This is a genomic window from Staphylococcus sp. FSL W8-1270, from assembly GCF_038007165.1.
GTDB lineage: Bacteria > Bacillota > Bacilli > Staphylococcales > Staphylococcaceae > Staphylococcus > Staphylococcus hominis.
In genome coordinates this window covers 1,721,889-1,739,830 of sequence record NZ_JBBOWQ010000001.1, presented here as the reverse complement: position 1 = coordinate 1,739,830, position 17,942 = coordinate 1,721,889, and the positions used below count along the sequence as shown (strand labels likewise).

General features: G+C 31.0%; 16 protein-coding genes. 14 read left to right on the top strand and 2 right to left on the bottom strand.

Going from position 1 to position 17,942, the window contains the following annotated elements:
- Positions 1-11 precede the first annotated feature (11 nt).
- Complete coding sequence (gene fabF / locus NSU06_RS08665) at positions 12-1,256, top strand: beta-ketoacyl-ACP synthase II (protein WP_048761198.1); 1,245 nt, start codon at positions 12-14, stop codon at positions 1,254-1,256.
- Positions 1,257-1,309: 53 nt separating this feature from the next.
- On the opposite strand, the gene NSU06_RS08660 is transcribed toward fabF, so the two are convergent.
- A complete protein-coding gene (locus tag NSU06_RS08660) occupies positions 1,310-1,687 on the bottom strand; it encodes a DUF3899 domain-containing protein (RefSeq protein ID WP_048761201.1) in 378 nt (125 codons plus the stop codon).
- A gap of 231 nt (positions 1,688-1,918) precedes the next feature.
- Here NSU06_RS08660 and opp3b point away from each other — a divergent pair, with 231 nt between their 5' ends.
- The 11 genes from opp3b to NSU06_RS08605 all read left to right on the top strand — a co-directional run bounded on the left by opp3b (position 1,919) and on the right by NSU06_RS08605 (position 15,429).
- A complete protein-coding gene (gene opp3b, locus NSU06_RS08655; RefSeq protein ID WP_093514793.1) occupies positions 1,919-2,845 on the top strand; it encodes an oligopeptide ABC transporter permease in 927 nt (308 codons plus the stop codon).
- Positions 2,845-3,909: an oligopeptide ABC transporter permease gene (gene opp3C / locus NSU06_RS08650; RefSeq protein WP_002448155.1), complete on the top strand. Its 1,065-nt coding sequence runs from the start codon at positions 2,845-2,847 to the stop codon at positions 3,907-3,909. The genes opp3b and opp3C overlap by 1 nt, the downstream gene beginning before the upstream one ends.
- Positions 3,910-3,926: 17 nt before the next feature.
- Complete coding sequence (locus NSU06_RS08645; RefSeq protein ID WP_019835660.1) at positions 3,927-5,012, top strand: ABC transporter ATP-binding protein; 1,086 nt, start codon at positions 3,927-3,929, stop codon at positions 5,010-5,012.
- The gene (locus tag NSU06_RS08640) at positions 4,999-5,949 is read left to right on the top strand and encodes an ABC transporter ATP-binding protein (protein ID WP_019835659.1); all 951 of its coding nucleotides are present in this window, start codon (positions 4,999-5,001) and stop codon (positions 5,947-5,949) included. The genes NSU06_RS08645 and NSU06_RS08640 overlap by 14 nt, the downstream gene beginning before the upstream one ends.
- A gap of 24 nt (positions 5,950-5,973) precedes the next feature.
- Complete coding sequence (locus tag NSU06_RS08635; protein ID WP_048761206.1) at positions 5,974-7,632, top strand: peptide ABC transporter substrate-binding protein; 1,659 nt, start codon at positions 5,974-5,976, stop codon at positions 7,630-7,632.
- Positions 7,633-7,797: 165 nt separating this feature from the next.
- Positions 7,798-9,510: an oligopeptide ABC transporter substrate-binding protein gene (gene opp4A / locus NSU06_RS08630; RefSeq protein WP_145437257.1), complete on the top strand. Its 1,713-nt coding sequence runs from the start codon at positions 7,798-7,800 to the stop codon at positions 9,508-9,510.
- 48 nt (positions 9,511-9,558) lie between these two features.
- A complete protein-coding gene (locus NSU06_RS08625) occupies positions 9,559-10,530 on the top strand; it encodes an ABC transporter ATP-binding protein (protein ID WP_093514795.1) in 972 nt (323 codons plus the stop codon).
- A gap of 14 nt (positions 10,531-10,544) precedes the next feature.
- The gene (locus NSU06_RS08620; protein ID WP_093514796.1) at positions 10,545-11,513 is read left to right on the top strand and encodes an ABC transporter ATP-binding protein; all 969 of its coding nucleotides are present in this window, start codon (positions 10,545-10,547) and stop codon (positions 11,511-11,513) included.
- Position 11,514: 1 nt separating this feature from the next.
- Positions 11,515-12,477, top strand: a complete 963-nt coding sequence (gene opp4B, locus NSU06_RS08615) for an oligopeptide ABC transporter permease (protein ID WP_093514797.1) — start codon at positions 11,515-11,517, stop codon at positions 12,475-12,477.
- Positions 12,478-12,497: 20 nt separating this feature from the next.
- Positions 12,498-13,409 carry an oligopeptide ABC transporter permease gene (opp4C, locus tag NSU06_RS08610; protein WP_093514798.1) on the top strand — a complete coding sequence of 304 codons (912 nt, stop codon included), beginning with the start codon at positions 12,498-12,500 and terminating at the stop codon, positions 13,407-13,409.
- Between the two features lie 280 nt (positions 13,410-13,689).
- Complete coding sequence (locus tag NSU06_RS08605) at positions 13,690-15,429, top strand: IS1182 family transposase (RefSeq protein WP_340779824.1); 1,740 nt, start codon at positions 13,690-13,692, stop codon at positions 15,427-15,429.
- On the opposite strand, the gene trpS is transcribed toward NSU06_RS08605, so the two are convergent.
- On the bottom strand, positions 15,363-16,352 hold the full coding sequence (gene trpS / locus NSU06_RS08600) for a tryptophan--tRNA ligase (RefSeq protein WP_017175817.1): 990 nt from the start codon (positions 16,350-16,352) through the stop codon (positions 15,363-15,365). The two genes, NSU06_RS08605 and trpS, sit on opposite strands and share 67 nt — an antisense overlap.
- A gap of 268 nt (positions 16,353-16,620) precedes the next feature.
- Here trpS and spxA point away from each other — a divergent pair, with 268 nt between their 5' ends.
- Both spxA and mecA read left to right on the top strand, forming a co-directional pair.
- On the top strand, positions 16,621-17,016 hold the full coding sequence (gene spxA / locus NSU06_RS08595) for a transcriptional regulator SpxA (protein WP_002448146.1): 396 nt from the start codon (positions 16,621-16,623) through the stop codon (positions 17,014-17,016).
- A gap of 198 nt (positions 17,017-17,214) precedes the next feature.
- Positions 17,215-17,934 carry an adaptor protein MecA gene (mecA, locus tag NSU06_RS08590; RefSeq protein ID WP_048761209.1) on the top strand — a complete coding sequence of 240 codons (720 nt, stop codon included), beginning with the start codon at positions 17,215-17,217 and terminating at the stop codon, positions 17,932-17,934.
- Positions 17,935-17,942: the final 8 nt, after the last annotated feature.

Sequence of the window (17,942 nt, the reverse complement as noted above, 5' to 3'; positions counted from 1 at the left end):
GGATTTAATGTATGACTGAAAACAAAAGAGTGGTAATTACAGGCATGGGTGCATTATCACCTATTGGAAACGATGCCCAAACAAATTGGGAAAATGCCTTAAAAGGTGTCAATGGAATTGATATAATTACACGCGTTGATACTGAAGAATATAACGTTCATTTAGCAGGTGAATTAAAAGACTTTAATATTGAAGATTATATTTCGAAAAAAGATGCGCGTCGCATGGATCGTTTTACACAATATGCAGTAGTAGCGGCAAGACAAGCTGTAGAAGATGCTAATTTAACTATCAATGACGATAATGCTAATCGTATCGGTGTATGGATTGGTTCAGGTATTGGTGGAATGGAAACATTTGAAGTTGCACATACAATACTGAAGAATAAGGGACCAAGAAGAGTTAGTCCTTTCTTTGTTCCAATGCTTATTCCTGATATGGCTACTGGCCAAGTTTCAATTGATTTAGGTGCAAAAGGACCTAATGGTTCAACTGTTACTGCTTGCGCCACAGGTACAAATTCTATCGGTGAAGCATTTAAAATCATTCAAAGAGGTGCTGCTGATGCTATGATTACTGGGGGTACTGAAGCACCTATTACGCATATGGCACTTGCAGGATTCAGTGCAAGTCGTGCATTATCAACAAATGATGATAAAGAAACAGCTTGTCGTCCTTTCCAAGAAGGACGTGATGGATTTATCATGGGTGAAGGCGCTGGTATCTTAGTCATTGAATCATTAGAATCAGCACAAGCACGTGGCGCACAAATTTACGCTGAAGTTGTAGGATATGGTTCAACTGGAGATGCTTATCACATTACTGCACCAGCACCTGAAGGCGAAGGTGGTTCTCGTGCAATGCAGGCGGCTTTAGATGATGCAGGTATTGAAGCTAAAGATATTCAATACTTAAATGCACATGGTACAAGTACGCCAGTAGGTGACTTGTATGAAATTAAAGCGATTAAAAATACATTTGGAGATGCAGCTAAAAACTTAAAAATTAGTTCAACTAAATCGATGACAGGACATTTATTAGGTGCTACTGGGGGAATTGAAGCAATTTTCTCTGCATTATCTATTCGTGACTCTAAAGTTGCACCGACGATTCATGCAGATTCACCAGATCCAGAATGTGACTTAGATATTGTTCCTAATGAAGCACAAGATTTAGAAATTGAATATGCAATGAGTAATAGTCTAGGTTTTGGTGGACATAACGCAGTATTAGTATTTAAAAAGTTTAAAGATTAAAAATTAAGTTAAGAGTAGAAAACCATGCAATAATATGCATGGTTTTTTTATGTTTATAGAAAAATTGAAATAAGAATAGTCAAAATGAAGTAAAATGCACATAGTATTAGAGCAGGTAGTAACCATGTTGAAATGGTATAATGCTCTTTTTTTACTTGTTTTGGATTGAAAAAGTCATCGTTCTCTAAAGTTTTTTTCTTAGAGCGAGAAGCGAGTTGATAACGCATGCGTCTAAAACCAAAACTTGTAGCATCAAATATACCTTCTTGTACAAGGAGAATTAAAAATAACAATATAAATAATACAAGTGATATATAAAATAAGATATTAATAAATGAGACAAACGAATGTTGAGTTACGAACATCCAAAGTAAAAAAGTACATATGAGTGGCAAAAAGAGCCATATAAACCAAGTTTTAATATTGTTCATGTATACCTCCGACTTTTTTATCTATATAGTCTAATTTACTGTAAACTTACTATAAATAAAATCTAAAATTTATATTCTTTTAAATAATATATATAAAAATTACACTTATATTAAGAAAATGTAAAATTATATTGCAATTTTATGAAAATAGTATATATAATATGTATAAATATTTCTGAAAATTTTGAAGGGAATGTTAATTTTGAATATTTAGTAAAGGGGGACTATATGATGACGCGATATATATTAAAACGTTTGGGATATATGGTTTTATCGTTATTTATTATCATCACAATTACATTTTTCTTAATGAAAATGATGCCTGGATCACCATTTAATGATGCTAAATTAAGTGCTGAGCAAAAAGCAATTTTAAACGAAAAATATGGATTAAATGATCCAGTAGCAGTGCAATATCTTCATTATTTAAAAAATGTAGTAACTGGAGATTTTGGCTATTCGTTCCAATATCATAATCAACCAGTTTGGTCATTAATTAGACCGAGATTGATTCCTTCTATGGAAATGGGTATTACTTCAATGATTATTGGAGTGATTTTAGGTTTAATTTTAGGTGTAGCTGCTGCTACGAAACAAAACACTTGGGTAGACTATACAACTACTGTTATTTCAGTTATAGCAGTATCAGTACCTTCATTCGTCTTAGCAGTACTATTACAATACGTTTTTGCAGTACGTTTAAGATGGTTTCCAGTAGCAGGATGGGAAGGATTTTCAACAGCAGTATTGCCTTCCTTAGCATTATCAGCAAGTGTAATGGCCACGGTAGCTCGTTATATTCGAGCTGAAATGATAGAGGTACTAAGTTCTGATTACATATTATTAGCAAGAGCTAAAGGTAACTCGCCGATAAGAGTCCTTTTTGGACATGCATTAAGAAATGCATTAATTCCTATTATTACAATTATTGTTCCAATGTTAGCCGGTATTTTAACAGGGACTTTAACTATTGAAAATATCTTTGGTGTACCCGGTTTAGGGGACCAATTCGTTAGATCGATTACAACAAATGATTTCTCAGTTATTATGGCTACTACAATTTTATTTAGTACATTATTTATCGTTTCAATTTTTATTGTAGATATTCTTTATGGTGTAATTGATCCAAGAATCCGTGTACAAGGAGGTAAAAAATAATGCCTGAAAATTTTAATAAACCATTTGATGACCATTCAAATGCAGCGATGTCACATACCTCTGAGGGAGCGGTTGGGACGGATTTTGTTATTAGAGAACTCGATTTAAATAAAGAACCAGAAATACAACGTGAAAGTAAAAACTTCTGGCAAGATGCTTGGACACAGTTGAAAAGAAATAAACTAGCTATTGTCGGTTTGATTGGACTCATTTTAATTGTCATTCTTGCATTTGTAGGACCAGCATTTAGTAAACATGATTATGCTGAACAAGATGTTACTAGACGAAATTTACCTGCTAAAATTCCAGTACTAGATCAAGTACACTTTTTACCTTTTGATGGAACAGGGGCAGATGGTAAGAGCGCTTATAAAGAAGCGGGCGTGAAAGAAAATTTTTGGTTTGGTACAGACCAATTAGGTCGTGATCTTTGGACTAGAACATGGAAAGGTGCTCAAATTTCATTATTTATTGGCATTGTAGCTGCTGCACTAGATATCTTTATAGGGGTCGTTTATGGCGCTATTTCAGGATTTTTTGGGGGACGTGTTGACAATGTGATGCAACGTATTTTAGAAATTATAGCATCTATTCCTAATCTTATTATTGTTATTTTATTTGTATTGATATTTGAACCATCTATTTGGACGATTATTTTAGCTATGTCTATCACTGGATGGCTAGGTATGAGTAGAGTAGTGCGTGGTGAATTTTTAAAACTAAAAAGTCAAGAATTTGTAATGGCTTCAAGAACATTAGGGGCTTCAAAATTTAAATTAATTTTTAAACATATTTTACCGAATACACTAGGTGCCATTGTAGTAACATCTATGTTTACTGTACCAAGTGCAATTTTCTTCGAAGCATTTTTAAGCTTTATTGGTATAGGGGTACCTGCACCGAAAACATCACTTGGTTCACTCGTAAATGATGGACGAGCAATGTTGTTAATACACCCACACGAATTATTTATTCCAGCTACAGTATTAAGTTTATTAATTTTATTCTTTTACTTATTTAGTGACGGATTACGCGATGCATTTGATCCAAAAATGCGTAAATAACAAAGGAGGCAAAATCTATGTCAGAAAGAGTGTTAGAAGTCAACAACTTGCATGTTTCCTTTGATATTACTGCCGGGGAAGTGCAAGCGGTTAGAGGAGTAGATTTCTTTTTAAATAAAGGGGAAACATTAGCGATTGTCGGAGAATCAGGTTCTGGCAAATCTGTAACAACAAAAGCAATTACAAAATTGTTCCAGGGGGATACAGGGAGAATTAAAAAAGGGACAATTAATTTTTTAGGGGAAGATTTAGCAATTAAATCTGAAAAAGAATTAAACAAACTTCGTGGTAAAGATATTTCTATGATATTTCAAGACCCTATGACGTCATTAAATCCTACGATGCAAATTGGTAAGCAAGTTATGGAACCTTTAATAAAACATCGTCATTATAGTAAATCTGAAGCAAAAAAACGTGCACTTGAGATTTTAAATTTAGTAGGACTGCCTAATGCAGAAAAAAGATTTAAAGCATATCCTCATCAATTCTCTGGGGGTCAACGTCAAAGAATTGTTATTGCAACTGCATTGGCGTGCGAACCTAAAATTTTAATTGCAGATGAACCAACGACAGCACTTGATGTAACAATGCAAGCACAGATTTTAGATTTAATGAAAGAATTACAACAAAAAATTGAAACATCTATTATTTTTATTACACATGACTTAGGGGTAGTAGCAAATGTGGCTGATAGAGTGGCTGTTATGTATGGAGGGCAAATGATTGAGACTGGAAATGTCGATGAAATCTTCTATGATCCAAAACATCCATATACATGGGGATTATTATCTTCAATGCCTGATTTAACGACAAGTAACGAGACAGAGTTAATTGCAATTCCAGGTACTCCGCCTGATTTATTACATCCACCAAAGGGTGATGCATTTGCAAGACGTAGTCAATATGCACTAGACATTGACTTTAAAGAAGTTCCACCATGGTTTAAAATATCACCTACTCATTATGTAAAATCATGGTTATTAGACGAACGCGCTCCAAAAGTTGAACCGCCAGAGATGGTACAAAAGAGACAACGTCAAATGCCTAATAATTACGACAAGCCACGTCGAGTAGAAAGGGTGTCGTTCGATGGAGAAGAATAAAGAAATATTATTAGAAATTAAAAACTTAAAGCAGTATTTTAATGAAGGTAAACGTAATGAAGTTAGAGCAATCGAAGATATTTCATTTAATATTTATAAAGGGGAAACATTGGGATTAGTAGGAGAATCTGGATGTGGAAAGTCTACAACTGGAAAAGCCATTATTAAATTAAATGATATTACTGATGGTGAAATTCTTTATGAAGGACAAGATATTCAGAAGATTGCTAAAAGAAAAGATTTATTAAAATTTAATAAGAAAATTCAAATGATTTTTCAAGATCCATATGCTTCTTTAAATCCACGTCTAAAAGTCATGGATATTGTAGCAGAAGGTATTGATATTCATAAGTTAGCAAGTGATAAAAAAGATCGTAAACGTCGAGTATATGATTTGCTAGAAACAGTAGGTTTAAGTAAAGAACATGCGAACCGTTATCCACACGAGTTCTCTGGTGGACAACGTCAACGTATAGGAATTGCTCGTGCTTTAGCTGTAGAACCTGAGTTTATTATTGCAGATGAGCCAATTTCTGCATTAGATGTTTCTATTCAAGCTCAAGTAGTGAATTTAATGCTGAAATTACAAAAAGAACGAGGTATTACTTTCTTATTTATTGCCCATGATTTATCAATGGTCAAATATATTTCTGATCGTATAGCAGTAATGCATTTTGGAAAAATTGTAGAATTAGGATCGTCTGACGAAATTTATTATCATCCTTTACATGATTATACTAAATCACTATTATCTGCTATCCCTCAACCTGATCCTGATAGTGAAAGAACAAGAAAACGAATTGTGTATGAAGAAGATGAATCTAAAAATGCAGAACGTAGACTGCAAGAAATTAGACCTAATCATTACGTTTTTGTAACAGATGAAGAAGCAGTACGTTTAAAAGAACAAGATCAAACTCATCTTCAACATAATTAAGTCTGAGGAAGGGAGGACAAGAATGTGAAGAAAAAATATAAATATTTAACGCTATTAGTTATTTTCACTTTAATACTATCAGCGTGTAGTAACAAAAAAAGTTTATATTCTGATGAAGGACAGGTATTCAGAAAAATAATTACTCAAGATATAACTACTTTAGATACAGCTCTTATTACAGATGCTGTTTCTAGCGATGTTGCTGGTCAAACTTTCGAAGGATTATATTCAATAGATAAAAATGACAAAGTAACTTTAGGTGTAGCAAAAGAAACACCACAAAAAAGTAATGGTGGTAAAACGCTGACTATCAATTTAAGAAAAGATGCAAAATGGTCAAACGGAGATCCTGTAACAGCGCATGACTTTGTTTATGCATGGAGAAAAGTTGTAGATCCAAAAACCGCCTCTGAATTTGCATATATAATGAGTGATATAAAAAATGCAGATTTAGTTAATACTGGAAAAAAACCAGTAAATTCTTTAGGAATCAAAGCGTTAAATAAATATAAACTTCAAATTGATTTAGAAAGACCAGTACCGTACATAAATGAATTACTTGCTTTAAGTACGTTTTATCCACAAGATGCTAAAATTGCCAAAAAATATGATAAAAAATATGGAACGAATGCTGAAAGAGCAGTTTATAATGGGCCATTCAAAGTTATCAATTGGCAGGTAGAAGATAAAATACAATTGGTTAAAAATAATCAATATTGGGATAAGAAAAATGTCAAATTAGATAAAGTAAATTATAAAGTTTTAAAAGATCAACAAGCTGGCGCTTCTTTATATGATACTAATTCAATCGATGATACAATCATCACTTCTGAACAAGTAGATAAATATAAAGGCAGTCAAGAATTAAACTATCGTTTAACTGCTGCTACTTTTTATATTAAAATGAATGAAAAAACAGTGCCTGAATTTAAAAATAAAAATTTGAGATTAGCTATTGCACAAGCTATCAATAAAAAAGGGTATGTAAAAACTGTTTTAAATGATGGGTCTCTTGCTTCAAATAATTTCACGGGAATAGGTACAGCGAAGACGCCTGACGGTAAAGACTTCGCAAGTACAGTTGAGTCTCCTTTAAAATATAATCCTAAGGTAGCAAAACAAAATTGGGAAAAGGCAAAAAAAGAATTAGGTAAAAAAGAGTTTGCATTTACAATGAATACGCAAGATACACCAGCTGCTAAAATAGCTGCAGAGTATATTAAATCTCAAATTGAATCAAACTTACCAGGCGTTACATTAAAAATTAAACAAATGCCATTTAAACAAAAAACCACTTTAGAATTAGCTAATAATTACGAAGCGACTTATTCAGGTTGGAGTCCAGATTATCCTGATCCAACAGCATTTTTAGAAACAATGACTAAGGATAATGCTCAAAATAATACTGATTGGGATAACAAAGAATATAACAGGCTTTTAAAAGAATCAAATAGTTCATTGTTACGTGAAACAGAAAAAAGAAATGAAGCGCTACAACGTGCGGAAAGTATCTTACTTCATGATGCACCAGTAGCTCCTGTTTATCAAAAAGGTGAAGCACACTTAACTAATCCACAGGTCAAAGGATTACAGTATCATAAAATTGGTCCAGATACTACACTGAAACATGTATATATCGATAAATCAATTGATCGTGAAACAGGAAAAAAGAAAGATAACTAATTAAATATTCAAAAAAGTAATCTCAAGTTATAATACTTGGGGTTATTTTTATTTAAAAATTTAAATAAAATAATTATCAGAAAATTATTAAAATATATTTGTTAAATTTTATTTTAGAAGTAAAATAAGAAAAACATCATAGAATATACAGGAGGCTTGATATTAATGAAAGTAATTGGAAAGTATTTAATTCTTTTATTAGTAGCAATATTAGTATTGAGTGGATGTGGAAAAGGCGGAGGAAATTCTAAAGACGCTACTACATCTAAAACTGAAACATCTAATCATAAGGGTGGAGTATTAAATGTAGCTCTAAATGCTGCACCTTCAGGAACTTTATCATCTTTATTAAGTTCTGACGCTTCGGACTCATCAGTAGAAAATTATTTTAATGAGGTACTTATTAAACTTGATAAAAATTTAAAACCTAAGCCATATATTGCATCTTGGAAAGACATTGATCCAGGCAAAAAAATTAAATTTTCAATTAAAAAAGGAATTAAATGGCATGATGGTAATGAATTAACGATTGACGATTGGATTTATTCTTTAAATGTGTTAGCAGATAAAGACTATAATGGAAATTATTATCCAGTAGTTGAAAATATCGAGGGATCTAAAGAAAAACATGAAGGCCAAGCAGATTCAATTAGTGGTATTAAAAAAGTAGATAAATACACTATGGAAGTGACTTTCAAAGATAAAAAAGTTAATTATCTAGAAAGTTTCTTTGCTGGACCTTTATTAAGTAAGAAATATTTAAGTGATGTTCCTGTAAAAGACCTAGCTAAGTCAGATAAGATTAGAAAACATCCAATAGGTATTGGACCATACAAAGTTAAAAAGGTAGTCCAAGGTGAAGCGGTACAATTGGAAAAATTTAATGACTACTGGCAAGGAAAACCAGGGTTAGACAAAATAAATTTAAAAGTAATTGATCAAACACAAATCGTTAAAGCTATGAAAAATGGTGAAATCGATATGACTGATAGTACTACTGGTAGTATTGCTCAAGAAGCTAAAAAATCAGGAGATGGAAAACTTAAAGTATTGTCAACTCCAGGCACAGATTATGCAGTAATAGGATTTGTATCTCATGATTATGATAAAGATAAAAATAAAACTGGAGCAGAACGTCCAAAATATAAAGAAAAAGAGCTTAGACAAGCAATGTTATATGCAATTGATAGAAAAAAATGGATAAAAGCGTTTTATCAAGGATATGGTAAAGAACTAAATAGCTTTGTACCATCAATTCATTGGATTGCAGCTAATCAAAAAGATTTAAATGACTATAACTATGATCCAGAAAAAGCTAAAAAAATATTAGATAAATTAGGATATAAAGATAGAAATGGTGATGGGTTCAGAGAAGACCCTAATGGTAAACCATTTGAAATTAATTTAAAACACTATTCTGGATCAAATCCAACATTTGAACCTAGAACTGCAGCAATTAAAGATTTCTGGGAAAAAGTCGGTTTGAAAACGAATGTGAAAATGGTTGAATTTGGTAAATATAACGATGACTTAGCTCAAGCTTCTAAAGATATGGAAGTTTACTTTAGAACATGGACAGGTGGTTCTGATCCAGATCCTTCTGATTTATATCATTCTGATAGACCACAAAATGAAATGCGTACTACAGATAAAACTTCTGATAAATTATTAGATGATGCATTGGATTTCTCAAAAGTAGGAAATAATGATAAAAAACGTAAAAAAATATATCTAGAATGGCAAAAACATACTAATGATACATTACCAGCATTACCTATTGTTCAATTAGACACTCTAACTGTCGTTAATGACAAAGTGAAAAATGTGGACATTAAAATAGGATCAGATATGGATTTATATAAATTAACCAAAGAATGATTAGGATAAACCTCGACTTTAGTCGGGGTTTATTGATTGGAGTAAGCGATGGATAAATATTTATTAGAAATTAAAGATTTAGAAACTTCGATTAAAATTGAAAATAAATGGTATCCGACAATTGATCAGATATCTTTAAACTTAGAAAAAAATGAAATATTAGGTGTTGTGGGGGAATCGGGTTGTGGAAAATCTATACTTAATAAATCGGTTATTAGATTATTGCCTGATAGAATTTCAAAAATAACAAATGGAAAAGTCATATTTGATAGTAAAGATTTAACGAAAATAACAGAAAAAGAATATCAAAATATTCGTGGCAAAGAAATAGGTATGATCTTTCAGGAACCAATGACTGCATTAAACCCAGTTTTTAAAATTAAGGAACAAATTATTGAACCTATAAGTTTACATTTAAAAAAGAATAAAAAAGAAGCATATCAATTGGCAGAACAGTTATTAGAAGACGTTGGTATAGCAAGAGTAGAAGAAGTATTAAATAGTTATCCCCATCAACTATCAGGTGGAATGCGTCAAAGAGTGATGATTGCTATTGCCATTTCATGTAATCCTAAATTATTAATTGCAGATGAACCTACAACTGCCTTAGATGTTACGGTTCAAGCACAAATTCTAGATTTACTAAAGAAATTACAACGAAAAAATAAAATGGCTATTATTTTAGTAACTCATGATTTAAGTGTTGTATCTGAATTTTGTGATTCAGTCATGGTCATGTATGCTGGCCAAATTGTTGAATATGGAAATTTGAAAGACGTAATGGTGAATCCTAAACATCCATATACAAAAAAATTATTAAATACAATTCCAAAATTAGATGAAGATACTGAATATCTTGAAGTTATAGAGGGACTAGTTCCAAATATAACAGAATTTAATAATAAGCAATGTCGTTTTGTTAATAGATGCCCTAAAAAAATGAATATCTGTAGTCAATGCGAACCTAAGCTTCTAAATTTAAATAATAGTAAGGTACGTTGTCATTTATTCAATGATTAGAAAGGAAAAGAAATATGGATTACATCTTAGAAATACAGAATTTAAAAACATACTATTCTATTAAAAATGGTCTTTTTAAAAAGAATCAATATGTAAAAGCGGTAGATAATATCACATTAAAAATAAAAAAAGGACAAACATTTGGTTTAGTAGGTGAATCAGGTTGTGGGAAATCTACTCTTGGTAAGTCTGTTGTACGCTTAGAAAATATAACATCTGGCGATATTAAAATATGCGGGAGAAGTATTACTAAACTTAAAGGTAAAGAATTAAGAAATGCACGCAAAGATTTTCAGATGATTTTTCAAGATCCTTATGCATCTTTAAACCCTATGCAAATGGTTGGCGATATTGTAGGTGAGCCCTTACTAAATTATCATCTTGTAGATAAAAAGAATTTGAAAGATGAAGTACTATACTTATTAAAATGTGTAGGTATGAGCGAAGATGCATATTATAAATATGCTCATCAATTTTCAGGAGGACAGCGTCAAAGAATTGGAATTGCTAGAGCTTTAGCAATACGACCTAAGTTAATTGTTGCAGATGAACCTGTTAGTGCATTAGATGTATCAGTACAATCACAAGTTTTAAATCTATTGAAAAATTTACAAAAAGAATTTAGTCTCAGTTATCTCTTTATAGCACATGACTTAAGCGTTGTGAAACATATTAGTGATGTCATAGGCGTAATGTATCTAGGTCATTTGGTTGAAATAGCGGATAGCCATGAACTATATACTCATGCTTATCATCCATATACTAAAGCACTTATATCTTCAATCCCACAATTTAATAAACAAAAATCAAATAGAGTTATTTTAAATGGAGAATTACCTTCTCCAAGTAATCCACCACAAGGATGTCCGTTTCACACTAGGTGTCCAATAGCAAAAAAAATATGTTCAGAAAAAAGACCTAAATTAAAAGAAATTAAGTCTAATCATTATGTTGCTTGTTTCTATAGCGAAGGAGGAGAGTGAAGTGCTAAGACTTATAATAAAAAGATTTTTATTAATGATTCCTTTGCTGTTTTTGATATCTATAGTGGTATTTAGTTTAGCAATCATTCAGCCTGGTGATCCATTTACAGGACAATATAATCCTCATGTTAAACAAGAGGCAATTGAAGCTCAAAAAGAAAAATTAGGTCTTAATGACTCAATTCCTAAACAATATATTAGATGGGTAAATAATGTGACTCATGGTAATCTAGGAGAATCAATTAAATATAAACGACCAGTACTTGAATTAATAAGTGAACGTATACCTAATACAATATTATTAGGGACAGTTTCGTTAATCATTACATACATATTATCTTTTATATTAGGAATTATATCTGGTAGATATGCCTATACACTAAGTGATTATACAATTCAAATATTCAACTATATTATGCTAGCTATTCCTTCATTTATAGCAGGTGTTTTTGCAATATATTTATTCGCATTTCAAATTCCAATATTTCCTTTTCAAGGCTCTGTTGATATTAATTTAGAAGAAGGAACGTTTAGTTACTATATAAGTAAAATATATCATACGTTATTACCTGCTTTAACATTAGGTTTGTTATCTACTGCTGGTTATATTCAATACCTTAGAAATGATATTATTGATAATTCAAGTAAAGATTATGTTCTAACAGCGAAAGCTAAGGGTTTATCAACTAATAAAATTTATAATAAGCATATTTTACGAAATTCACTTATTCCTATAATTACATTTTTAGGGGCAGATATTGTAAGTATTTTAGGTGGTGCAGTAATAACTGAAACTATTTTTTCATTTAATGGTATAGGAAAATTATTTTTAGAATCAGTAACAGGCCAAGATTATCCATTAATGATGGCTTTAACACTTTTCTTTTCATTCTTAGGTCTATTTGGCAATCTTATCTCTGATATTACATATAATTTTATAGATCCAAGAATTCACAGTAATTAAATAAAAGAGGCAAGAGTATTATGAAAAAAGAACGAAGCAGTAAAAAAAATTCTACTAAAAAAATTTATTCTCCAACACAATTAGCTTTAAAAAAGTTTTTAAAAAATAAAATTGCAATGGTATCCTTAATATTTTTATTTTTCTTAGCTATTATTTCTATTATTGCACCGTTATTAGCTCCTCTACCAATTAATCAACAAGATCTTTTAAATATTAAAGGTGATATGTCTTCACATAATATTTTAGGCACTGATTCTGGAGGAAGAGACAATTTTAGCAGATTATTATATGCAGGGAGAGTTTCGTTAACGATTGGACTAACTTCGACTATTGGTATGTTGATCATTGGAATTACAATTGGAGTAATATCAGGTTATTTTGGAGGTATAACTGACACAATATTAATGAGAATTACAGAATTTGTGATGTTATTTCCATTTTTAATTTTTGCAATTGTTCTAAATGCAGCATTAGGAGATAAAATTAAAAATCCATACGGTTCTGCATTGATTTTAATAGTGGTTATTATCATTTTAAGTTGGGGTGGGATAGCGAGACTTATAAGAGGTAAAGTGATGCAAGAAAAAGAAAATGAGTATTTCTTAGCAGCTAAATCCATAGGAACTCCTACACATAAAATTATCTTAAAACACTTATTACCTAATATTATTAGTGTTGTTATTGTTCAAGCGACATTAACCTTTGCTGGTATGATTGTAGTTGAATCAGGATTAAGTTTTTTAGGATTTGGTATTAGTAAGTCTATTCCTTCATGGGGAAATATGTTAAGCGATGCTCAAGAAGGCGATGTAATTAGTTCTAAACCATGGATTTGGATGCCTCCTGCACTAATGATTATGTTTACTATATTAAGTATTAATTTTGTTGGTGAAGGTTTAAAAGATGCGTTTAATCCAAAAGATAGAAGATAATGATAAAAAGAGGCTGGGACATAATTCCTAACAAAATAGCCAGTAAATGAGTTTATTATAAATTCATTTACTGGCTTCTTTATTTACAATACTACGTATTGTTGGCTCGCTTTCTTAGGGGACAGCTTCAGCCTGTAGTCTTCAGCTTGTCCTGTTCCCTCAAGAGTCTCGCCAAAATACTTTGTATTTATATGTAATTTTACATTGAAATACTTTAAAAAAATAAGGCCCTTTCGTATAATTTAATAAATATCACTAAACTAAATTAACGAGGTGCCTTATGTATAAAGATTATAACATGACTCAACTTACTCTACCATTGGAAACTTCAGTTCTTATCCCCACAAATGATATGTCACGACATGTCAATGATATTGTAGAAACAATTCCTAAAACTGAATTCGATGAATTCAGACATCATCGTGGTGCAACCTCATACCATCCAAAAATGATGTTAAAAGTCATTCTATATGCCTACACACAATCTGTGTTTTCAGGTCGTAAGATAGAAAAATTACTTAATGATAGCATCCGGATGATGTGGCTATCACAAAATCAAAAGCCTTCTTATAAAACGATTAATCGATTTAGAGTCAATCCAAAAGTAGATGCTTTATTAGAATCATTATTTATTCAATTTCATAGTCAGTGTTTGAAACAACATCTTATAGATGATCAGGCCATTTTTATTGATGGTACGAAAGTTGAGGCGAATGCCAATCGATATACATTTGTATGGAAAAAGAGTATTCAAAACCATGAGACAAAAATGAATGAAGATTCTAAAGCACTCTATCATGAATTGATAACAAATAAAATCATACCTGAGATTAAAAAAGATCACGATAATGACTTAACAAAGGAAGAAATAGATTTGATTGGTAGTCATTTGGATAAAGAAATCGAAGATTTAAATCAACATATCGATAATGAAAAATGTACTAAAATAAGAAAACAAATACGGCTCAAAAGAACTAAAATTAAACAATACAAAAAGCAAATTAATGATTACTCTGGGCGAAAGCATAAATACGACGTCCAAAAATCTATTTTAAAGGATAGAAATAGTTATTCTAAAACAGATCATGATGCCACATTTATGAGAATGAAAGAAGATCATATGAAAAATGGACAACTCAAGCCAGGTTATAATTTACAAATAGCGACAAATTCTCAATTCGTTTTATCTTATAATGTGTATCAAAATCCGACTGATACAAGAACGATGATACCATTTTTAAATTTAATTCAAGAGACCTACGGTCATTTACCTGAATATATTGTAGCTGATGCAGGTTATGGTAGCGAACCCAATTATATGGCAATTATAGATGATTTTAATCGAATACCACTTATAACCTACGGTATGTTTATAAAAGATAAAACTAAAAAATATAAAAGCGACATCTTTAACACTCAAAATTGGGATTATGACGAAATTAACGATGAATATATTTGTCCAAACAATAAGCGATTGGGTTTTAAAAGATATGCCTATCGCCATGATAAATATGGGTTTAAGAGAGACTTCAAATTATATGAATGTGATGATTGTTCAGAATGTCCTCTGAGACACCAGTGCATGAAATACAATTCAAAAACGAATAAAAAAATAATGAAAAATTATAATTGGGAATATTTTAAAGCCCAAATTAATAAAAAGCTTTCAGAACCAAAAATAAAAACCATCTACAGTCAAAGAAAAATTGATGTGGAGCCTGTTTTTGGATTTATGAAGGCTATTTTGGGTTTCACTCGAATGTCCGTTCGAGGGATAAATAAAGCCAAAAGAGAACTAGGATTTGTGCTAATGGCACTTAATATAAGAAAAGTAACAGCTCAACGAGCTGAAAATAATCAAAAAAATTATAAAAAAGACAATTTCTATATTATTTCAATAGAAATTGTCTTTTTTCACTTATCTAGATACTTTATGTCCCGGACTCTTTTAATTTATCTCTTACGTCCTAAGCCCATTGCACGTTCCATTTTTTTCAGTGTTTTAAAAGAAGCTTTTTGAGCTTTGTCACGCCCTTGATCTAAGATGTCATCCAATCTATCTGAATTATAAAATTCGTTATATTTTTCTTGGAAATGTACTAAAAAGTCTTTAACTACTTCTGATAAGTCTGTTTTGAATGTTCCGTATCCTTCATTCTCGTATTGTGTTTCAAGCTCTTTAATAGATTTATTAGTTAAACTTGAATAAATTGTAAGTAGGTTAGAAATTCCTGGTTTATTGTCTTTATCAAACTTGATAATACCATCTGAATCAGTTACAGCGCTTTTAATTTTTTTCGCTGCAACATTTGGTTCGTCAAGTAATGAGATAAAGTTTTTTTGATTATCATCACTTTTACTCATTTTCTTTGTTGGATCCTGTAAACTCATTACACGTCCACCAACTTTTGGCATACGAATTTCTGGTTTAACTAATATATCGTTATAACGACTATTAAAACGTTCCACTAAATTTCTAGTAAGTTCCATATGTTGTTTTTGGTCTTCACCTACGGGCACAATATTTGTATTATAAATAACAATATCAGCTGCCATTAAAGGTGGATAAGTTAATAAACCAGCTGGAATACCATCTGTACGTTTTTGCGCTTTATCTTTATATTGCGTCATACGTTCAAGCTCGCCAACACTTGAAATGGTCGTTAACATCCAACCGGCTTGAACATGTGCTGGAACTTCTGATTGAATAAATAATGTTGATTTATCTGGATCAATACCTGAAGCTAAATAAATTGCTGCTAACTGACGAATTTGTTTACGCAATTTGATTTTATCTTGTGGGACAGTAATCGCATGTTGGTCTACAATACAAAAGTAACAGTTGTAATCGTTCTGTACGTCTGAAAATTGTTTTAATGCACCAATATAGTTACCTAATGTAGGTATCCCACTTGGCTGTATTCCTGAAAATAATGTCTCCATATAGATGCCTACTTTCTTTAAAAATAATTCATTTTAACTAGATTATAACAGTATTTTTTTAAATTGTAAGTTATGTTATAATAGAGATACACATAAGAAATTAGATTTTGTAGAGAAATTTTTAGAAAATTTGAAATTTCTCAGAAAAATTAGGATTTTCTCATTTAATTTTAATGTTAGCATATTATACTTATAATATAAGCTTAAGACAAATTAGCATAATTATTAATATAATGAATAATATTTATTCAATAGGAGAGTGAGATGTATGGTAACATTATTTACATCACCAAGTTGCACATCTTGCCGTAAAGCGAAAGCATGGTTACAAGAACATGACATTCCGTATACGGAGCGTAACATTTTTTCTGAACATTTAACAATTGATGAAATTAAACAAATTTTAAAAATGACTGAAGATGGAACAGATGAAATTATTTCAACTCGTTCTAAAACTTATCAAAAATTAAACGTAGATATTGATTCTTTACCATTGCAAGATTTGTATACAATTATTCAAGATAATCCTGGACTATTACGTCGTCCAATTATTTTAGACGAAAAACGCTTGCAAGTTGGATATAACGAAGATGAAATCAGACGTTTCTTACCTAGAAAGGTTCGTACTTTCCAATTACAAGAAGCTCAACGTTTAGTCGACTAATATTTAAAATTTAACAACATATTATTTAACAGCACTGGCTTAGCTATAGTGCTGTTTTTTATAATAAAAAAAGGGAATATAATATGATATAGTGTCCTATTTAAAATAGTGAAATTTAATCAAACAAATAAATTGTAATTTAACTTACGTTCTAATACAATATGGTTACTATTCATCGACTGTAAGGAGTGAGATGATATGAGAATAGAACGCGTTGACGACACAACTGTGAAATTATTTATCACTTATGGTGATATTGAAGCAAGAGGATTTAGTCGTGAAGATTTATGGACAAATCGTAAGCGTGGTGAAGAATTCTTTTGGTCAATGATGGACGAGATTAATGAAGAAGAAGATTTTGTAGTCGAAGGACCTCTTTGGATTCAAGTACATGCATTTGAAAAAGGCGTGGAAGTTACAATCTCTAAATCTAAAAATGAAGAAGCAATGAACATGTCAGATAATCATGCAAATGAACAATTTGAGGAACAAGTGAATGAATTGCTAGCTAATACATTAGAACAAGAAGAAAGTATTGAAGATTTATTTGAACAACGTGCACAACAAAAACAAGCACATAAATCTAAACGTAAATCATCACAACAACGTTCTAGTTTAAGAACAATTATTGTGAAATTCGAAGACTTAGAAGAAGTCATTCATTACGCTTATCATCATAATCTATCTACAGATGAGTTTGAAGATTTATTGTATATGAGTGATTCACATTACTACTATGCAATTCACTTCGATAGTACTGTTAGCCAAGAGACAATTAATGATAGCTATAGTCAATTACTTGAATTCGCTTATCCTAGTGATAAGACAGAAGTGTATTTAAATGATTATGCTAAAATTATTATGAGTCATAATGTTACTTCACAAGTACGTCGTTATTTTACTGATTCAGTAGAATAATATATAAC

Coding starts and splice junctions, on each gene's coding strand:
- NSU06_RS08620 (WP_093514796.1), top strand. CDS start 10,545: ATGGATTACATCTTAGAAATACAGAATTTAAAAACATACTATTCTATT.
- spxA (WP_002448146.1), top strand. CDS start 16,621: ATGGTAACATTATTTACATCACCAAGTTGCACATCTTGCCGTAAAGCG.
- opp4C (WP_093514798.1), top strand. CDS start 12,498: ATGAAAAAAGAACGAAGCAGTAAAAAAAATTCTACTAAAAAAATTTAT.
- NSU06_RS08660 (WP_048761201.1), bottom strand. CDS start 1,687: ATGAACAATATTAAAACTTGGTTTATATGGCTCTTTTTGCCACTCATA.
- NSU06_RS08640 (WP_019835659.1), top strand. CDS start 4,999: ATGGAGAAGAATAAAGAAATATTATTAGAAATTAAAAACTTAAAGCAG.
- trpS (WP_017175817.1), bottom strand. CDS start 16,352: ATGGAGACATTATTTTCAGGAATACAGCCAAGTGGGATACCTACATTA.
- opp3C (WP_002448155.1), top strand. CDS start 2,845: ATGCCTGAAAATTTTAATAAACCATTTGATGACCATTCAAATGCAGCG.
- mecA (WP_048761209.1), top strand. CDS start 17,215: ATGAGAATAGAACGCGTTGACGACACAACTGTGAAATTATTTATCACT.
- opp4A (WP_145437257.1), top strand. CDS start 7,798: ATGAAAGTAATTGGAAAGTATTTAATTCTTTTATTAGTAGCAATATTA.
- fabF (WP_048761198.1), top strand. CDS start 12: ATGACTGAAAACAAAAGAGTGGTAATTACAGGCATGGGTGCATTATCA.
- opp3b (WP_093514793.1), top strand. CDS start 1,919: ATGACGCGATATATATTAAAACGTTTGGGATATATGGTTTTATCGTTA.
- NSU06_RS08605 (WP_340779824.1), top strand. CDS start 13,690: ATGTATAAAGATTATAACATGACTCAACTTACTCTACCATTGGAAACT.
- NSU06_RS08625 (WP_093514795.1), top strand. CDS start 9,559: ATGGATAAATATTTATTAGAAATTAAAGATTTAGAAACTTCGATTAAA.
- NSU06_RS08645 (WP_019835660.1), top strand. CDS start 3,927: ATGTCAGAAAGAGTGTTAGAAGTCAACAACTTGCATGTTTCCTTTGAT.